An 18315-nucleotide genomic window follows, 5' to 3' on the forward strand; every position below is an offset into this window, starting at 1 on the left:
CCATCCCGGCCTTCATGGCGATCGCGGTGATCCCCTTCGGCCCGGCCGGCAACGAGATCTCGATCTTCGGCCAGCGCACCACGATGCAGCTGACCCGCTTGGCGCCGAGGCGTGCCGCCTGGGCCTGCTGCCGGTCCTCAGCCCTGCTTCTGCCGCGGTCGCCGCTGGGACCACCACAGTCCGGCCACGCCCGCCGCGAGCAGCGAGGCCCCGGCCGCGCCGAGCGGCAGCAGGTCGCGTCCGGCGCCGGTCTTGGGCAGTTCGTCGCCGCCGGGCGCCACGGGCGTGTTGTCGGTGCCGAGCAGCAGCGGGGTGGCGGGCGCGTTCGGCGACGGGTTCGTCGTACCGAACGGGACCGGGCCCTGCTGCCAGAACGTCTTCGCCCCGTCACTGGTCTGGACGGGCAGACAGATCTTCCCGGTCTTGCTCAGATCGAAGGTCGCGTCGACGTCGTACGACTTCGACGCCCCCGCCGCGAGATTGGCTATGGGGCAGGCGAAACCGCTGTTGGATCCCTCCGGAAGATCTTTCTCCGCGATGGCGTCACACCCTTCGACGTTTTTGACCGTGAGTCCGTCGAACCCGACGACCAAAAGCCTTATCTGTCCGCTGTCCTTCGTTCCTTCGTTCTTCACCGTCGCGGTGATGGCCGTTTTATTCGAACTGTTGTCGACCGAGATGGACTCCGGCAGCGTGGTCGTCGTCTTCACGCCTGCGGGCGCCTCGTCGACCGGCTTTCCCCCCTTGCTGCTGCCGGGCCCTTGGTCGTCCGCCCCGGCCGGGAACGAAAAGATCAACACTGCCGAGAAAGATGTCACGACCAGCGATCCGGCAATGGTCGTCGCGCGACGAGAACTCATGTTCGGCCCCCTTGGCTGCGCCTGAATTCGCAGTACTTGAAGAGGTACCACAAGATTTCTCCGCACTATGCCGGTACGGCACTAAGTGTGACTATTGTGTTTCAGGGGCCGGGCAATGCGGGGCAATGGAGGGGGTGCAGCGGATTGCCGGGAAATTCGGGAAACACAGGGAATCCGGGGGGTCCGGGGAGCCCGGGTAATTCCGGGAGCGAGGGTTTCCCAGGGATGATCGTGACAGGCCGCTATCGGCTGGTCGAGAGTATCGGCCAGGGGGGAATGGGACGGGTGTGGCGAGCCACCGACGAGGTGCTCGACCGGCAGGTCGCGGTGAAGGAGATGCGCATCGACGGCCTCGACTCGGAGGACACCCGCACCCGCCGCGAACGCACCCTGCGCGAAGCCAGGGCCACCGCGCGCATCGACCACCCCAACGTGGTGCGCGTCTACGACGTGGTGGACGAGGGCGAACGCCTCTGGATCGTCATGGAGTTGGTCGCCGGCCGCTCCCTGGAGCGGATCATGGCCGAGGAAGGCCCGCTGGACCCGTGCGAGACCGCCCGCATCGGCCTCGGCCTGGTCACGGCGCTGCGCCAGGTGCACGCCGGGGGAGTCCTGCACCGCGACATCAAACCGGGCAACGTCTTGGTGGAGAACGCGAGGCCGCCTGTGCAGACCGTCCCGAGCGCGCCTGGCGGGCCGGGCGGGCCGAGCGGGCAGAGCGGGCCGAGCGGGCCGAGCGCGCAGACTGTCGAGAACGGAGCGACCGGCGGTGGCCGACGCATCGTCCTCACCGACTTCGGCATAGCCGCGATCCAGGACGCGAAGGCGTTGACCATGGTCGGCATGCTGGTCGGTTCCCCCGACTACATGGCCCCCGAGCGCATCTCCGGCAGTCCACAGGGCCCGCCCTCCGACGTCTGGTCCCTGGGCGCGACGCTGTGCGCGGCCCTGGCCGGCCACTCCCCTTTCACCCGACACACGACGCTGGCCACCCTGCACGCCGTCCTCTACGAGGAACCCCGACTCCCCGCCAACGCGGGCCCGTTGCAGGCCGTCCTGGCCGACCTCCTGACGAAGGACCCCACAGCCCGCCCGACCCTCACCGACCTGGAATCCGCCCTCGCCCCCATCGCGTTCCCGCGCGCTGCAGAAGCAGAAGGGGAGGGAAGGCCGGAGGAAGGCCGGGGAGCAGGGGACAGGAGCGCGGGCCCCACGCCGACCGCGGCGGACCTGCCGCCGAGGGACCTGCCACTGACGAACCTGCCGCCGACGGAGTTGCCACTGAGGGAACTGCCGACGCGCGCGCTCCTGGACGCCACCAGGCCACCGCCCCCGCCACCGTCCACGTCCCCGGCCCCACCCCCGCCCCCGCCCTCGTCCCCTTCCCCGTCTTCGAGCGGTGCCGGAACCCCATCCCCTCGCTCAGGCGTCTCACTGGCCCGCTCCCAGGCGGTGACGGAACGCAGGCCCGTCCCGGAGACGGGGGAGGAGCCCCCGACACCGCCGCCGGCAGTCCGGACCCGCCGGGCGGGATTGCCACCCGGCGGCGAACTGCCAGGTCCCGCCGTCCCGGCGAGCGCCCGGAACGGGTGGACGGCGGGCTGGACAACTCGGGGTCGCCGTACCGGAGCGGTCGCCGCCGTGGGCGTCGCGGCGGTCGTGACGGTCGTGGCGATCGTGGCGATCGTGCTGGCGTCGGCCCCCGGCCCGCCCAACGGCGACGACCAGGCAGGCGGCGCCGCACCCAAGCCGTCAGCAGTCACCAGCACGACTCCCGAGACGACCACCGCCCCGCCGTCCCCCTCCCCCTCCCCCTCCCCATCGCCGTCGTCGACGGTCGAGGGGACCTTCAGGCCGCCGAGTTTGCTGCCGGGCACACACCAGGAGGCCGGCGGCTTCGCGTGGGCGACGCCCAAGGGCTGGCGGCGGGACGTGAAGACGGGCGCGGAGGTGCACTACACGTCCCCCGACGGCACCCAGGAACTCGTCGCGAAGTCCTCCCTGGCTCGCGGCGACCTGATCGACACCTGGCGGACCTCCGAGCGGAACGCCCAACAGGGCCGGGACTACCGCAAGATCCGCCTGGAGGAGACGACGTTCCGAGGCCGCCCGGCCGTCGTCTGGGAGTACACCTTCACCCTCCAGGGCACCCCCTGGCACGCCCGTCTCCTGGGCTTCGACGAGGACGGCAAGTCGTTCCAGATCAACACCTGGTACCAGCCCGAGACGGAGACGGCGGCCCTGAAGACGTACGAGGGGGTGAAGGACAGCTTCAAGGTGATGTGAGAGCGAGGTGAGGTGAGAGAGGGACGGAAGAGTCAGCTCACGGTGCCCTTGTCCTGACCTTTGGCCTTGATCCCGCCCTGCCTGACGAAGGCGATGACGACCACGACCGCCGCGACGAGCAGCGACAGCAGCACCGTCGTCCGCCCGCTGCTCTCCCCTTCGGTGTCGGTCAGCATGTAACCGAGCACGAAGACGATCAGCGCGGCCGTCGCCCAGGTCAGGTACGGGTACAGCCACATCTTCACGACCAGCTTCTCGGGCGCCTCGGCCTGGATGATCTTCCGCATCCGCAGCTGCGAGAAGCAGATCACGAGCCAGACGAACAGGGCCACGGCCCCGCTGGAGTTCACGAGGAAGAGGAAGACGGAGTCCGGGAACTTGTAGTTGAAGAAGACGGCGACGAACCCGAACACGACGGAGACGACGATGGCGGCGAGCGGAACGCCCCGCCCGGTCGTCCGGGCGAAGACCTTGGGCGCGTCGCCGCGCTGACCGAGCGAGAACGCCATCCGGGAGGCCGTGTAGAGCCCGGAGTTGAGACAGGACAGCACGGACGTCAGCACGATGAAGTTCATGATCTGCCCGGCGTGCGCGATGCCGAGGGAGTCGAGGGCGGCGACGTAGGAGCCCTGCTCCTTGATGGAGGCGTCGTCCCAGGGCAGCAGCGTGACGACGACGAAGATCGACCCGAGGTAGAAGACGCCGATCCGCCAGATGATGCTGTTCGTGGACTTGGTGACGGCCCGCTGCGGGTCCTCGGACTCGCCGGCCGCGAGGGTCGCGATCTCGCTGCCCATGAAGGAGAAGACGACGAGCAGCACGCCGGTGAGGATGGCGCCGGGCCCGTTGGGCAGGAAGCCGCCGTGCTCGGTGAGGTTGCCCAGCCCGGCCTTGTCGCTGTCGACGCCGGGCAGGACGCCGAAGACGGCGAGCCCGCCGACGACGATGAACGCGCCGATCGCCACGACCTTGATCCCGGCGAACCAGAACTCGAACTCACCGTAGGAGCCGACGGACACGAGGTTCGTGGCGGTGAGCACGACCATCACGATGAGCGCCCACCCCCACTGCGGGACGGCGGGAATCCAGCCTTCGAGGATCTTGGCGCCGGCGGTGGCCTCGACGGCCAGCACGACGACCCAGAAGAACCAGTACAGCCAGCCGATGGAGAACCCGGCCCAGCGCCCGAGTGCCCGGTCGGCGTGGGCGGAGAACGAGCCGGAGGTCGGATTGGCCGCGGACATCTCGCCCAGCATCCGCATCACCAGCACCACCAGCGTGCCGACGAGAGCGTACGAGAGCAGGATGCCGGGCCCGGCGGTGGCGATGCCGGAGCTGGAACCGACGAACAGTCCGGCGCCGATGACGCCGCCGATGGCGATCATCGACAGATGGCGGTTCTTGAGCCCTGCGTGAAGCCCGGAACCGGAGTGTCCGGGTTCTCCGGGGCCTCCGGGGCCGCGGTCGGCCTTGGTGAGGGTCGGCTGCGAAGTCATGGGGGGTGGTTTTCCTTTGCGCCGCGTGGTGGGGGTCTTACGAGCCGGTCCAGTGAATCGGAGGTAAATGAATTCAGGAACCTTTGATTCCGTATCGTTACTTGATGTTTCCCTGGGCTTCTGTGGGATTGCCTACACTCTTTGGACGCGGCACCCGGCGCTGCTACCCCGCGGCACCCGTGTCACACTCATCCCATGCGCGTGTATCTCGGCTCGGACCATGCCGGCTTCGAACTCAAGAACCACCTCGTCGAATGGCTCAAGGCGGCGGGCCACGACCCGGTCGACTGCGGACCCCACATCTACGACGCCCAGGACGACTACCCGCCGTTCTGCCTCCGCGCCGCTGAGCGCACCGCCGCCGACCCCGACTCCCTCGGCATCGTGATCGGCGGCTCCGGCAACGGCGAGCAGATCGCGGCGAACAAGGTGAAGGGCGTCCGTGCGGCCCTGGCCTGGAGCGAGGAGACGGCGTCGCTCGGCCGCCAGCACAACAACGCCAACGTCGTCGCGGTCGGCGCCCGCATGCACACCGAGGACGAGGCCACGAAGTTCGTCGAGACCTTCCTGGCCACCCCGTTCTCCGAGGACGCCCGCCACATCCGCCGCATCGAAATGCTGGCGTCCTACGAAACGACGGGCACCCTCCCGGAAATCCCCCCGCACCACCCCCAGCAGTAGCGCGGCCAGGGTGCCGGGGGGGCAGGGGGCGGAGCCCCCGCAGAGTCTGGGGCGAAGCCCCAGACCGCCTCCACCTCCCGGCCCACCGAGTCGGGCGGGTGGGTGGGCGAGGTTTTTTGAGGTGAGCCCCGTCAGGGCGCGAGGACGCAGGGGGTCCGGGGCGGAGCCCCGGGGAGGCCCACCTCCTGGCCGACCGAGTCGGGTGGGCGGGTGGGCGGGACGGGTTCGGGGCGGAGCCCCGAGCGAGGGCGACCTCTCGGCCGACCGAGTCGGGCGGGTGGGCGGGAAACACAGGGAGACCCCGGTGCCGGAAGGGCACACGATCCACCGACTGGCGCAGGACTACGCCCACTTCACCCACCAGCCCACGCGACTGACCAGCCCCCAGGGCAAGTTCACCGACGCGGCAGCGCTCCTCGCCGACACCCCCCTCACCCGCACCGAGGCCCACGGCAAGCACCTCTTCCTCGGCTTCGCCGGCCCCCGCTGGATCCACATCCACCTCGGCCTCTTCGGCAAGGTCAACTTCGGCCCGGCCCCCGCGCCCCCGCCGACGGACACGGTCCGCCTCCGCCTCACCGGCCCCACGGCCTACGTGGATCTCCGGGGCCCCACCACCTGCGCCCTGATCACGGACGAGGAGAAGCAGGCCATACACGCCCGCCTCGGCCCGGACCCCCTCCGCGCCGACGCCGACCCGCACCTCGCCTACACCCGCGTCTCCCGCAGCCGTACGACGATCGCCGCCCTCCTCATGGACCAGAAGGTCATCGCAGGCGTCGGCAACGTCTACCGCGCCGAAGTCCTCTTCCGGCACGGCATCGACCCCTACCGCACGGGCCGGACCCTCACCCCCGCCGAGTGGGACGCGATCTGGGCCGACCTCGTCGACCTCATGCGCGAAGGCGTCCGCAACAACCGCATCGACACGGTCCGCCCGCAGCACACCCCGGAGGCGATGGGCCGCCCGCCGCGCGTGGACGACCACGGCGGCGAGGTGTACGTCTACCGCCGTGCGAACCAGCCCTGCCACATCTGCGGCGAAGCGATCCGCACGGCGGACCTAGCGGCCCGCAACCTCTTCTGGTGCCCCACCTGCCAGAAAAACTGAGAACCGCCGACGCGCCCCGCCCCCTGGAACCCGTAAGAACCCGTTAGAACCCGTCAGAACCCGTGCGGCAGCCAAGGCGCGGCAACCGCCCCGAACCCCACCGCCGCCTCCGCCAGCGCCCCCTGCCTGAGCTCCCCCACCCGCCCGGCCGCACCGAGCGCCCCCAGGCTCACCCCGCCGAGGTACGCCGCCCCCAACTCCCGTACCGACAGAGCGAGATCGGCCGCGTCGGACGTCCGCCCGCAGACCGCCCCCTTGGCGTCTCCGGACAACCGCCAGCGCCCCGAGTTCCAGGGGCAGAAGGCGTCCTCGACGTCGAACACCACATCCACCGGCGTCTGATACGTCCGCGCCTCCAGCGCCGCGCCGACGTCCACCAGCCGCACGTACAGCGAGTCCCGCACCCGCAGCTCACACCGCCGGATGTCGGAGACGAGATGCTGCCACGCGTCGTCCATCGGCCGCCCCCGCACCTTCAGCGTGGTCGTGAGGTCGATCCCGAACAGGAACCGCCACAGTGCCGCCTCCGAAGCATGGTCGAGCCCCGCCAGGTCCTGGAGCAGCACCTGCCCGTTGTGCCCGCGGTCCGTCCACTCGGGCCGCACCCGGAAGCGGGCGAACCCGACGACCTCCCCGCCGCGCTCGGCGAGCACGCACTGCAACTCGGACGCCCCGTTGCGCTCGCGCTCCGGATCGATCAGCGCCAGCCGCTCCCACCCGGGCCGCCGGGCGAGCATCCCGGCCCGCTCGGGCACGGTCCGCGCGTACACCGTCTCGCACGCGTCGAGCGCCGCGCCGGGGTCGGCGTACCGCAGCCGTACGTCGTCCGTGCCGGCCGGGACGGACAGCCGTACCCGGTCGGTGTCGATCTCGGCGTGCAGTCCGAAGGTCGCCGCGGCGTACCCGAACCGTCCATAGATGTCCGGCTCGGAGGCGGTGAGCGCCGCGAGCGGTTCGCCCCACGCCCGTACGTCGTCCAGCTGCCGCCGCATCATCGACGTCAGCACCCCGCGCCGCCGGTGCGTCGCGCGCACGCTGACCATCGTCACGCCCGCCGTGGGCACCGAGGCGCCGCCGGGCACCGTCAGCCGGAAGTCGAAGGCCCCCGCGGTGCCCACACAGCCGCTGTCCCGGCTGTCCCCGCCGGCCCCCTCCCACACCCCCACGGAGCGTGGGAACGGGGTGAGCGACCTCCACAGCTCCCGTTCCTCGGCCGTCTCGCGCAGTCCGCCGAAGGCACGGATCAGGGTGTCGTACCACTCGTCCCATTCGTCCGGCCGCAGCACCCGCGGACCGGTCGTCGACCGGTCCGCACCGTCCTTCGCTTCACTCGTCATGGACTCATGCCTAGCAGCCCAATGCGGGACGAGCCAGGGAATTTCTCTCTCTTCGCAGCGCGAGCGCTTTCCGTGAAGTTCACTGTGAAGTTGGGTCTCGGACGGGGGACAAGTGGGACCTCCCGTGCCAAGCGGCGGGTTCGATGGATAGGGTCCCGAACTAATGGCAGCAGGACGACAGCGGCGCGCGGAAGCCGAAACGTTCACGGCCCGGTTGAAGCACTTGTGGCACCGGGTCCGCACCGGCCTGCGCAGAAGCGCCGTGGACTACTTCCGCGGCGACGGCTCGGACTGGATCGCGCTGGCCTTCCTCCTCCTCACCGTCCCGCTGATCGCCGTCACCACGCTCGCCAACTCCGTGTGGTGCTCACCGGCCGCCCTGGTCCTGCCGATCGTCGCGGGCGGCCTGCTGCTGCGCCCGTCGAGCCTGCTCGGTCTGTACGCGGCGGCGGCCACCGCCCTCATCGTGGAGTCGGTGCAGCTGGGGCCGTACACGGAGGGCCCGTCCAGAGTCACCCCGGGGGTGGTCCTGGTCGTCGCCGCCTGCGGTTTCTTCGGCCTGCTCATCGCCCAGTTCCGCAGCCGGGTCGGCGTGCCCTGGCGGCGCGGCGGCACCATGCTCTTCGACCTGCGCGAGCGCATCCGGGTGCAGAGCAAGCTGCCCGGCCTGCCGCCGGGCTGGCACCGCGAGATGGCGCTCAGGCCCGCCGGCGGCCAGTCGTTCTCCGGTGACTTCGTCGTCGCGGCCCGGACGAACGGCGGCCGCACCATGGAGGTCGTCCTCACGGACGTCTCCGGCAAGGGCATGGACGCGGGCTCCCGGGCCCTGCTGCTCTCGGGCGCCTTCGGCGGCCTGCTCGGCTCCCTGCCCCCGCACGCCTTCCTCCCCGCGGCAAACGGTTACCTGCTCCGCCAGGACTGGGACGAGGGCTTCGCGACCTCCATCCACCTGGTCCTCGACCTCGACTCCGGCGACTACGAGCTCTACTCCGCCGGTCATCCGCCGGGCCTCCAGCTGAGCGCGGGCAGCGGCCGCTGGGAGGAGAAGGCCGCCGAGGGCCCCCTCCTCGGCGTGTACGACGGCGCCCAGTTCGACCCGGTGAAGGGCTCGCTGCGCCCCGGCGACGTGCTGATGCTCTTCACCGACGGCCTGGTGGAGACCTCCGACCGGGACATCGTCGAGGGCATCGACCGCCTCACCGGCGAGGCGGACCGCTATGTGGCCGGCGGCTTCCAGGGCGCCGCCTGGCATCTGATCGAGGCGGTGGCGAAGGACGTCAACGACGACCGGGCCCTGCTGCTGGTCTGCCGAGAGGGCCCGACGTCCCAAGCCGTGTCGCTGTCCTGAGCCCTGAGTCCTGAGTCCTGAGTCCTTCCGAGCTCTCCCGAGGGGGACCCGTGCCGCTCACCCTGTCCGAGGTCGAGGCCCTTGCCCGCGCCGCCCACGAGGGCCAGACCGACAAGGCGGGCCGGCCCTACGCCGAGCACCTCCAGGCGGTCGCGGAGGGCGTACGCGCGCGTGGCGGCGACACCGACCAGATCGCGGCCGCCTGGCTGCACGACGCCGTCGAGGACGACGCCCTGTCCGAGGCCTGGCTGGACGACGCCCCGCTGAGCGAGCGCACGAAGGCGGTCGTCCTGGCGCTCACCAAGCGGCCGGGGGAGCCCCCGGAGGCGTACGCGGGGCGCATCCTGGCCACGCCGGGCGCCCTGCTGGTGAAGCAGGCGGACCTGGCCCACAACGCGGACCCGGCCCGGCTCGCGGCCCTGGACGAGCCGACCCGGACCCGCCTGACCGAGAAGTACGCCCGCATGCACACCCTCCTCGGCCTGACGGCCCACCCGGGGCTGAAGCGCTGAGCGCTCCGCTGGAAGTGCCGCCATGTGCCCTCGTTCTGCTGCGGCGCCGTCGTGGCTGGTCGCGCAGTTCCCCGCGCCCCTTCAGGGCGCTGCCGACTTCGCCCGACCCGCTCAGACCCGGACCTTTCCGCCCTCGACGCGCCCGGTCTCCTGCCGGGTCCCACCCGGTGTCTTCCGCTCCCGGGCGAGTTCGGCGGCGTCCCGCCGGAAGGCCCACTCCATCTTCGGCTCGATCGCGAACCGGAAGACCCGCCGCACGGGCGGGGTGCACAGCAGCGTGACGGCCACGGCCACGGCGACGCTGACCGCGATCTCGCCGAGCGGCCGGTGCAGCGAGGGGTGGTCGAACCAGCCGCGGTAGTCGGCGGTCTTGATCAGGAAGCCGTGCAGCAGATAGCCGTACAGCGTGCCCGCGCCGAGCACCGTGAACCACATCGTGCGGCCCGGCACCCAGGAGAAGAAGCAGGCTGTCAGCAGCACGGAGCTGCCGAACAGGGCGAGCTGCATGACGGGCCCGGTCCACCAGGGTGCGCCCAACTCCTGTGCGGCGTCGCGGTGGTAGAGCCACGAGGCGTTCATCCGCGGCACCGCCCAGTAGGCGAAGGTCAGCGCGAGGGCGAACACCGGCACGGCCGCGATCCGCACCGAGCGGCGGCGCACCAGCCGGAAGTGCTCGGGCCGCAGACACAGACCGAGGACGAAGCAGGGCAGGAACTGCAGCACCCGCTGGAGGTCCAGGTCGTCGCCCATGCCGGGGGTGAGGGCGGCCAGCATGGCGATGCCGAGCGCGAGCGGCAGCGGATGGCGGACGAGCTTCCAGACGGGGGTGGTGAGCCGCCAGATGAACAGCGCGCACAGGAACCAGGTCAGATACCAGGGGTCGAGGAGGCTGATCTCCTGGGCGGGGTTGTGGTCGACGACCCGCCGGAAGATCGGATACGCGGTCTCGAAGACGACGTACGGGACGGCGACGCCCGTGATCAGGCGCTTCAGCCGGCGGGGACTCCCGTCGAAGCTGCGGGAGAAGTAGCCGGAGATGACGATGAACGCCGGCATGTGAAAGGTGTAGACGAACATGTACGCGGCCTGCAGCACCCGGCTGCCGCCCTTGAGCGGCTCCCAGGAGTGACCCACCGCGACCAGCACGATCGCCAGGTACTTGGCGTTGTCGAAGAACGCGTCACGTCTCGCGGAGGGTCGCGGGGACGGTGAGTGCGAGCGCGAACTCGGAACGACAGACGAAGCGGCGTGGAACATTCGAGGCACCCTAGCGTCGAGTACGCGTATTCGTAAAACGCCCCAGGTCATTCCTCGTTATCGCCCTTCATCGCCCTACGTGCGAAAGCCGGACCGCATGCCCGCACGGCAAAGCACCGCCTCACGATCCACCCCCACCGTCCAAGATGTCACGATTGATCCGGAATAAAAGGTGCATAACTCCGGTTGCGCATCCGTGGTTGACGTAGCTGTGGCCGCAATTCGAATTCGCTGTACCGGTGTTGTGTGGACATGGAAACGAACTCGCTCAATTTCCTGTGCCGGTAGGCGATCCCATTGCCGTACGGCACTCGCGCAGCCGCAAGGCCCGCGCGATGATGCGTCACGGGCAGCATAGGGAGGCCGTGTTGGTGGCACGATGGAGTCGGGAGTGCGGACCGACCGAGGGTGTGTGATCAGTTGTGGCCATTTCACTGTCAGTGGTGCTGCTGTTGGCGATCATCCTGGTGGTACTGATCAGAGGAGGGTCGATCAAGGCGGGTCCGGCCATAGTCGCGATCCTGTTCGGCTTCTTCCTCGCCTCGACCGGCATGGCCCCGTCGATCAACCGTTTCCTCGACTCCCTCGCCGAGTCGATCAACTCGATCAGCTTCTGAGACCCGCCCCTCGCCGAGCCCGGTCACGGCCGCGATCACGATCACGCGCCCGAGTTACGTGCCGGAGCACGACGAGGGCCGGGTCGGAGAAGGGAATCTCCGACCCGGCCCGGGTCATTCAGAGCGGGCGACGGGAATCGAACCCGCGTAGCTAGTTTGGAAGACTAGTGCTCTACCATTGAGCTACGCCCGCACAGCGCGCGCCGCAGGTCGGTGGACCGCGGCACTGCCAGCATCGTAGCGGGTCGGAACCGTGTGTCGCACACCCCGTTCGCCCGCCCCGCCGCGGCTCGCCCTCGGGCTCGGCAAATGCGGCGGTCGGGCGGCCTGCGGGCATGTACCCTACGTCTCGCACCAGACGGGGTGTGGCGCAGCTTGGTAGCGCGTCCGCTTTGGGAGCGGAAGGCCGTGGGTTCAAATCCCGCCACCCCGACCACCGACCGGCAATCGACCGACCGGTGACCGACCACCTGTGCGGTCACCTCGCTTGATCGCCTTTGGGGCGTGTCCTCGCTGCCGTTACTATGCAAGCTGCACGCCCGTATGTCTCATCTCTCTTGAAGTCCTCCGGGCGGCGAATCCGCGGGAGCCGGTCTGGCTCCTGCAGAACCCAAGAAGTCAGCCCCCAAGGAGACCGAACCGTGAAGAGCGCCGTGGAGACCCTGAACCCGACTCGGGTTCGGCTCAGCATCGAGGTGCCCTTCGAGGAGCTCAAGGACAGCCTCGACGCGGCGTACAAGAAGATCAACCAGCAGGTCACGGTGAAGGGTTTCCGCAAGGGCAAGATCCCCGCCCGGGTCATCGACCAGCGCTTCGGCCGCGGTGCCGTGCTGGAGGAGGCCGTCAACGACGCGCTGCCGAAGTTCTACACCGAGGCCGTCAACGAGGCCTCGATCGACGTGCTGGGCCAGCCCGAGGTCGACATCACGGAGCTGAAGGACGGCGAGACGCTGAACTTCACCGCCGAGGTCGACGTCCGTCCCGCCCTGGAGCTCCCGGAGGACTTCTCCTCCATCGAGGTCGAGGTCGACGCCGTCGAGGTGTCGGACGAGGACATCGACAAGTCGGTCGAGCAGCTCCGCGAGCGCTTCGCCTCGACCTCCCCGGTCGAGCGTGCCGCCGAGGACGGCGACGTCGTGACCGTGGATCTGGAGGCCAAGGTCGACGGAGAGATCCTGGAGGACGGCGTCGCCAGCGGCGTCTCCTACACGATCGGCTCCGGCGAGCTGCTGGAAGGCATCGACGACGCCGTGAAGGGCCTGGAGGCCGGTGGCGAGGCCACCTTCACCTCCGAGCTCAAGGGCGGTTCCGCGGCCGGCAAGGAGGCCGAGGTCACCGTCAAGGTCACCCAGGTCGCCGCCCGTGAGCTCCCCGAGCTGGACGACGAGTTCGCGCAGCTCGCCTCCGAGTTCGACACCCTCGACGAGCTCAAGGCGGACAGCCGCAAGCGCCTCGAGAACATGAAGCAGTACGACCAGGCCACGCAGGCCCAGGAGCGCGTCCTGGAGAAGCTGCTGGAGCTCGTCGAGGTGCCCGTCCCCGAGAAGCTCCTCGAGGACGAGATCAACACCCGCAAGCACAACCTGGAGCACCACCAGCTCGGCCAGATGGGCCTCGACCTGGCGAAGTACCTGGAGATCCAGGGCAAGACCGCCGAGGAGTTCGACACCGAGACCCGTGAGGCCGCGGTCAAGGGCATCAAGACCCAGTTCGTGCTCGACGAGCTCGTCAAGCGCGAGAAGCTGAACGTCAACCAGGAGGAGCTCACCGAGCACCTCATGCGCCGTGCCGCCTCCTCCGGCATGTCGCCCGACCAGTTCGCCCAGGCGGTCGTCGAAGGCGGCCAGGTTCCGCTCCTGGTCGGCGAGGTCGCCCGCGGCAAGGCGCTGGCCACGGTCGTCGAGTCCGCCACGGTGAAGGACACCAACGGCGAGGTCGTCGACCTGGACGACGAGGACGAGGTCGAGGCCGCCACCGAGACGGTCGAGGCCGTCGAGGGCGCTGCCGACGCCGACGCCGAGTCCGAGACCGCGTCCGAGGAGAAGCCCGAGGCCTGAGCCTCGAGTCGCCTCTGACGCTCTGATGTGCGTACGACGGGCCCCGCGGACTTGTCCCGGGGCCCGTCGCCGTACCCGGGGCCCGTCGGCGTAGCTGGGACCGGGTACGGGCCCGGCCTGCGCGGCCCCCGCGTGCAGGCCGCCCGAGGCGGGCCCGAAGCCTGCCCGGGCACGCGCGCGTGGCGGCGATCCGCGGCCCCGCCGCCCGAGGCACCGGCTACGCCCCCGGCGAACACTCTCCTCTCCGGGATTCCCCGAAGGGGCCCGCGCGTTAGGGTCCATGAATACGAGGGCAGGGGAGTCCCCGTTGCCCCCGGCAGTACACGTGAGACGGCCCGGCGCCGTCGTAAGACGAGCAGGTGGATACGTGACGAATCTGATGCCCACAGCCGCCGGCGACCCTATCGGTGGTGGCCTCGGCGACCAGGTCTACAACCGGCTGCTCGGCGAGCGGATCATCTTCCTCGGCCAGGCGGTCGACGACGACATCGCCAACAAGATCACCGCACAGTTGCTGCTCCTTGCCGCCGACCCGGACAAGGACATCTACCTCTACATCAACAGCCCCGGCGGCTCGATCACGGCCGGTATGGCGATCTACGACACCATGCAGTTCATCAAGAACGACGTGGTGACCATCGCGATGGGTCTCGCGGCCTCGATGGGGCAGTTCCTGCTCAGCGCGGGCACCCCCGGCAAGCGCTTCGCGCTGCCGAACGCCGAGATCCTGATCCACCAGCCCTCCGCGGGCCTGGCCGGCTCGGCCTCGGACATCAAGATCCACGCCGAGCGGCTGCTGCACACCAAGAGGCGCATGGCCGAGCTGACCTCCCAGCACACCGGTCAGTCGGTCGAGCAGGTCACCCGCGACTCGGACCGCGACCGCTGGTTCGACGCCTTCGAGGCCAAGGAGTACGGCCTCATCGACGACGTCATCCCGACGGCCGCCGGCATGCCGGGCGGCGGCGGTACCGGGGCGGCCTAGGGCCGTCTCTGACGGCGGCAGGGCCGCTCGGGGCGCCTCCGGCGAAGCCACTGAGCCCCCCGGGCCCCTGAAGCCCCTGAGCCCCTTCTGAAGTTCCAGGAGCCCTCCGAGACCCTCCCGGAGTTCCAGGAAGCCCTCCCGGCCTCCCGGAGCCTTTCCGGGGGTGGTCGAGGGGCCGGGGACCCCGGAAGCCGTCAGGGCCGTCAGAACCCCCTTCCAGCCCCTCCAGTCACCGCCCCAGCCCTCTCTCCAGGAGACACCGTGAACGACTTCCCCGGCAGCGGCCTCTACGCCCGCACCGAGGCCGAATACACCGGCCCCCGCGCCGAATCCCGCTATGTCATCCCGCGCTTCGTCGAGCGCACCTCCCAGGGCATCCGCGAGTACGACCCGTACGCGAAGCTCTTCGAGGAGCGCGTCATCTTCCTCGGCGTGCAGATCGACGACGCCTCCGCCAACGACGTCATGGCGCAGTTGCTGTGCCTGGAGTCGATGGACCCCGACCGGGACATCTCGGTCTACATCAACAGCCCCGGCGGCTCCTTCACGGCGCTGACCGCGATCTACGACACGATGCAGTTCGTGAAGCCCGACGTCCAGACGGTCTGCATGGGTCAGGCGGCCTCCGCCGCCGCGATCCTGCTGGCGGCCGGCACGCCGGGCAAGCGCATGGCGCTGCCCAACGCGCGCGTGCTGATCCACCAGCCGTACAGCGAGACGGGCCGCGGTCAGGTCTCCGACCTGGAGATCGCCGCCAACGAGATCCTCCGGATGCGTGCGCAGCTGGAGGACATGCTGGCCAAGCACTCCACCACGCCGATCGAGAAGATCCGCGAGGACATCGAGCGCGACAAGATCCTCACGGCCGAGGACGCGCTCGCGTACGGCCTGATCGACCAGATCATCTCCACCCGCAAGATGAACAACAACTCTCTGCGTTGACACGCGAGGTCGTCCCGTTCGAGGGCCCCTCGGCACGGTGTGACACGGTCCACGTCGCAGTGAACCGTGCCAAGGGGGGCCCGAACGGGGGGCCAGGCAAGGTACCGTCGGAATAAGGCAGCACCAGGAGCCGCTGGATTCGAAAGCGTCCAGTCGTCTCCCAGGCGAAGGGGAAGCACACCGTGGCACGCATCGGTGACGGCGGCGATCTGCTCAAGTGCTCGTTCTGCGGCAAGAGCCAGAAGCAGGTCAAGAAGCTCATCGCAGGGCCCGGTGTCTACATCTGCGACGAGTGCATCGATCTCTGCAACGAGATCATCGAAGAAGAACTCGCGGAGACGAGCGAGGTCCGCTGGGAGGAACTCCCGAAGCCGCGCGAGATCTACGAGTTCCTCGAGGGCTATGTGGTGGGCCAGGAGCCCGCCAAGAAGGCCCTGTCGGTCGCGGTGTACAACCACTACAAGCGCGTCCAGGCCGGCGAGAACGGCGGCGCCCAAGGCCGCGAGGACGCCATCGAGTTGGCGAAGTCCAACATCCTTCTGCTCGGCCCCACCGGCTCGGGCAAGACGCTCCTCGCGCAGACGCTGGCGCGCATGCTGAACGTTCCGTTCGCGATCGCCGACGCCACCGCCCTGACCGAGGCGGGATACGTCGGCGAGGACGTCGAGAACATCCTGCTGAAGCTGATCCAGGCCGCCGACTACGACGTCAAGAAGGCCGAGACCGGGATCATCTACATCGATGAGATCGACAAGGTCGCGCGGAAGAGTGAAAACCCCTCCATCACGCGTGATGTGTCGGGCGAGGGCGTGCAGCAGGCCCTGCTGAAGATCCTGGAGGGCACCACCGCCTCGGTCCCGCCGCAGGGCGGCCGCAAGCACCCGCACCAGGAGTTCATCCAGATCGACACGACGAACGTGCTGTTCATCGTGGGCGGTGCCTTCGCCGGCCTCGAGAAGATCATCGAGACCCGCGCGGGCGCCAAGGGCATCGGCTTCGGGGCCACGATCCGCTCCAAGCGCGAGCTGGAGTCCAAGGACCAGTTCGAGGCCGTCATGCCCGAGGACCTGGTCAAGTTCGGCATGATCCCGGAGTTCATCGGCCGGCTGCCGGTCATCACCTCGGTCCACAACCTGGACCGCGAGGCGCTCCTGCAGATCCTGATCGAGCCGCGCAACGCGCTGGTCAAGCAGTACCAGCGGCTCTTCGAACTCGACGGCGTGGAGCTGGACTTCGAGCGCGAGGCCCTGGAGGCCATCGCCGACCAGGCCATCCTCCGCCAGACCGGCGCGCGCGGCCTGCGCGCCATCATGGAGGAAGTCCTCCAGGCGGTCATGTACGAGGTCCCGTCCCGCAAGGACGTGGCGCGCGTCGTCATCACGGCGGACGTCGTCCTGTCCAACGTCAACCCGACCCTGATCCCCCGCGACGCGCGCGGCGGACGCGGCCCGGGTGAGCAGAAGACCGCCTGAGCGCTCCGCTGGAAGTGGCGCGATGCGGCGTTGTTCCGCTGCGGCGCCGTCGTGGCTGGTCGCGCAGTTCCCCGCGCCCCTTCAGGGCGCTGCCGAACCGCCGCCGACCTCGCCCGACCCGCCTAGCCGACACGTACGACGAAGGGGCCCCGGTCAACCGACCGGGGCCCCTTCGCGGTTGGGACGGCAAGGCCGCTACGCCCTGTCTACGCCTTGATGCGGACCTGGTCGCGCAGCTTCGTGGTCATGTCGATCGCCGCGTCCTTGGTGATGCTCTTGGTGTTGTCGCCCGGGGACACCATGGCGATCGTGCTGTAGTCGGACCAGACGCAGAACCAGTCGGTCGACACCTTCTTGGTCAGCGAGTTGGTGCTCTTCGCCGCCTGGCACTTCATGACCGCGCCGTCGATGTCGGCCTCTTCGGGCTCGCCGAGCAGCTCGGTCTTGCCGTCGGTGCTGCTGGAGGACTCGCTGCTCTGGAGCTCCTGCTGAATCGCCGCGAAGTATTTGTCCAGGGTGCTCTCGGGGTCCGCGATCTTGCCGTAGCCGCCGAGCATCGTGATGCCCTTGGCGGTCAGCAGCTCGGCCTCGCCCGGCAGGTCCGCGGGGTCGGGGTTCTGCGGGTCGTAGTCGCCGAAGTCGGCCGTCGACCACTGTCCGACGACGGCCTTGCCGCCCGTGACGCCGCTGGCCGTCAGGTACTTGGTGGTGTCCGAGTCGCTGCTCTCGCCGCCCTTGCCGACCCGCTTGTACTCGGTGAGCGCGGTCGCCGGGGTGTCCAGCTTGTGCGCGCCGTCGTCCTCCAGACCGCCCGCGCCGCCGGTCCCGCCGAGCGCGAAGTAGGCGCCCACGGCGATCGCGGCGACGACCGCCACCGCCCCGATGACGATCCCGGCCTTCTTCGAACCGCCGCCCGGCGCCGGGGGCTGCGGAACGCCGTAGGGAGGCTGGCCGTAGGGCGGCTGCTGGCCGTACGGGGGCTGCTGGCCGTACGGCGGCTGCGGCTGCCCGTACGGTCCGGGCTGCTGGCCGTACGGCGGCGGGGCCTGCGGGGGGACGCCCTGCTGCGGGTAGCCGTAGCCGGGCTGCGGGGCGGGCGGCTGCTGGGGGTAGCCGTAGCCGGGCTGGGGCGCCTGCGGCGGCTGGCCGTACGGACCCGGTTGGCCGTACGGCCCGGGCTGCTGAGGCTGCCCACCGTAAGGGCCCGGCTGGTTGTGACTCATTTCTGGGTTCCCCTCCAGATGCTTATGCGATTTTCACATCCTGGCTCAAAGCCAACACCTGCACGGGGGCGGGGCCCCTACCGTTACAGAGCAAACACGTTTCGGGACGACGCGGTGACACCCCTAAACTG

At 69.7% G+C, this 18315-nt stretch carries 15 protein-coding genes and 2 tRNA genes; 11 read left to right on the plus strand and 6 right to left on the minus strand.

Annotated elements, in window-relative coordinates; genetic code table 11:
- Positions 1-137: 137 nt before the first annotated feature.
- Complete coding sequence (locus ACWCPF_RS40340; RefSeq protein WP_451050151.1) at positions 138-860, minus strand: LPXTG cell wall anchor domain-containing protein; 723 nt, start codon at positions 858-860, stop codon at positions 138-140.
- A gap of 225 nt (positions 861-1085) precedes the next feature.
- On the opposite strand from ACWCPF_RS40340, the gene ACWCPF_RS40345 reads away from it, so the two are divergent.
- The gene (locus tag ACWCPF_RS40345; protein WP_451050120.1) at positions 1086-3146 is read left to right on the plus strand and encodes a protein kinase domain-containing protein; all 2061 of its coding nucleotides are present in this window, start codon (positions 1086-1088) and stop codon (positions 3144-3146) included.
- 32 nt (positions 3147-3178) lie between these two features.
- On the opposite strand, the gene ACWCPF_RS40350 is transcribed toward ACWCPF_RS40345, so the two are convergent.
- Entirely contained in the window at positions 3179-4642 is a 1464-nt protein-coding gene (locus tag ACWCPF_RS40350) for an amino acid permease (RefSeq protein ID WP_451050121.1), read from the minus strand.
- A 195-nt stretch (positions 4643-4837) separates the two neighbouring features.
- Here ACWCPF_RS40350 and ACWCPF_RS40355 point away from each other — a divergent pair, with 195 nt between their 5' ends.
- Both ACWCPF_RS40355 and ACWCPF_RS40360 read left to right on the plus strand, forming a co-directional pair.
- Positions 4838-5323, plus strand: coding sequence for a ribose-5-phosphate isomerase (locus ACWCPF_RS40355; RefSeq protein WP_451050122.1), 486 nt, complete (start codon positions 4838-4840; stop codon positions 5321-5323).
- 304 nt (positions 5324-5627) lie between these two features.
- Positions 5628-6434, plus strand: a complete 807-nt coding sequence (locus tag ACWCPF_RS40360; RefSeq protein ID WP_451050123.1) for an Fpg/Nei family DNA glycosylase — start codon at positions 5628-5630, stop codon at positions 6432-6434.
- Positions 6435-6487: 53 nt separating this feature from the next.
- Here ACWCPF_RS40360 and ACWCPF_RS40365 read toward each other — a convergent pair whose 3' ends face one another.
- Entirely contained in the window at positions 6488-7771 is a 1284-nt protein-coding gene (locus ACWCPF_RS40365; protein WP_451050124.1) for a GNAT family N-acetyltransferase, read from the minus strand.
- Positions 7772-7934: 163 nt separating this feature from the next.
- Here ACWCPF_RS40365 and ACWCPF_RS40370 point away from each other — a divergent pair, with 163 nt between their 5' ends.
- Together ACWCPF_RS40370 and ACWCPF_RS40375 are read left to right on the plus strand one after the other, a co-directional pair.
- Positions 7935-9119 carry a PP2C family protein-serine/threonine phosphatase gene (locus tag ACWCPF_RS40370; protein ID WP_451050125.1) on the plus strand — a complete coding sequence of 395 codons (1185 nt, stop codon included), beginning with the start codon at positions 7935-7937 and terminating at the stop codon, positions 9117-9119.
- Between the two features lie 50 nt (positions 9120-9169).
- Positions 9170-9631, plus strand: coding sequence for an HD domain-containing protein (locus ACWCPF_RS40375; RefSeq protein WP_451050126.1), 462 nt, complete (start codon positions 9170-9172; stop codon positions 9629-9631).
- A 111-nt stretch (positions 9632-9742) separates the two neighbouring features.
- Here ACWCPF_RS40375 and ACWCPF_RS40380 read toward each other — a convergent pair whose 3' ends face one another.
- Entirely contained in the window at positions 9743-10888 is a 1146-nt protein-coding gene (locus ACWCPF_RS40380) for an acyltransferase family protein (protein WP_451050127.1), read from the minus strand.
- Positions 10889-11310: 422 nt separating this feature from the next.
- On the opposite strand from ACWCPF_RS40380, the gene ACWCPF_RS40385 reads away from it, so the two are divergent.
- Positions 11311-11505, plus strand: coding sequence for a hypothetical protein (locus ACWCPF_RS40385; RefSeq protein WP_351916893.1), 195 nt, complete (start codon positions 11311-11313; stop codon positions 11503-11505).
- A 122-nt stretch (positions 11506-11627) separates the two neighbouring features.
- On the opposite strand, the gene ACWCPF_RS40390 is transcribed toward ACWCPF_RS40385, so the two are convergent.
- Positions 11628-11698, minus strand: a tRNA-Gly gene (locus tag ACWCPF_RS40390).
- A 166-nt stretch (positions 11699-11864) separates the two neighbouring features.
- On the opposite strand from ACWCPF_RS40390, the gene ACWCPF_RS40395 reads away from it, so the two are divergent.
- The 5 genes from ACWCPF_RS40395 (at position 11865) to clpX (ending at position 16961) form a co-directional block, all read left to right on the plus strand.
- A tRNA-Pro gene (locus ACWCPF_RS40395) sits at positions 11865-11941 on the plus strand.
- Between the two features lie 205 nt (positions 11942-12146).
- Positions 12147-13562, plus strand: a complete 1416-nt coding sequence (gene tig, locus ACWCPF_RS40400; RefSeq protein WP_451050128.1) for a trigger factor — start codon at positions 12147-12149, stop codon at positions 13560-13562.
- A 379-nt stretch (positions 13563-13941) separates the two neighbouring features.
- A complete protein-coding gene (locus ACWCPF_RS40405) occupies positions 13942-14547 on the plus strand; it encodes an ATP-dependent Clp protease proteolytic subunit (RefSeq protein ID WP_351916950.1) in 606 nt (201 codons plus the stop codon).
- Positions 14548-14808: 261 nt separating this feature from the next.
- The gene (locus tag ACWCPF_RS40410) at positions 14809-15489 is read left to right on the plus strand and encodes an ATP-dependent Clp protease proteolytic subunit (protein ID WP_351916897.1); all 681 of its coding nucleotides are present in this window, start codon (positions 14809-14811) and stop codon (positions 15487-15489) included.
- A 182-nt stretch (positions 15490-15671) separates the two neighbouring features.
- Complete coding sequence (clpX, locus tag ACWCPF_RS40415) at positions 15672-16961, plus strand: ATP-dependent Clp protease ATP-binding subunit ClpX (protein WP_363168661.1); 1290 nt, start codon at positions 15672-15674, stop codon at positions 16959-16961.
- A 206-nt stretch (positions 16962-17167) separates the two neighbouring features.
- On the opposite strand, the gene ACWCPF_RS40420 is transcribed toward clpX, so the two are convergent.
- On the minus strand, positions 17168-18184 hold the full coding sequence (locus tag ACWCPF_RS40420) for a hypothetical protein (RefSeq protein ID WP_451050129.1): 1017 nt from the start codon (positions 18182-18184) through the stop codon (positions 17168-17170).
- Between the last annotated feature and the right edge of the window lie 131 nt (positions 18185-18315).

The organism is Streptomyces sp. NPDC001858 (assembly GCF_053594615.1).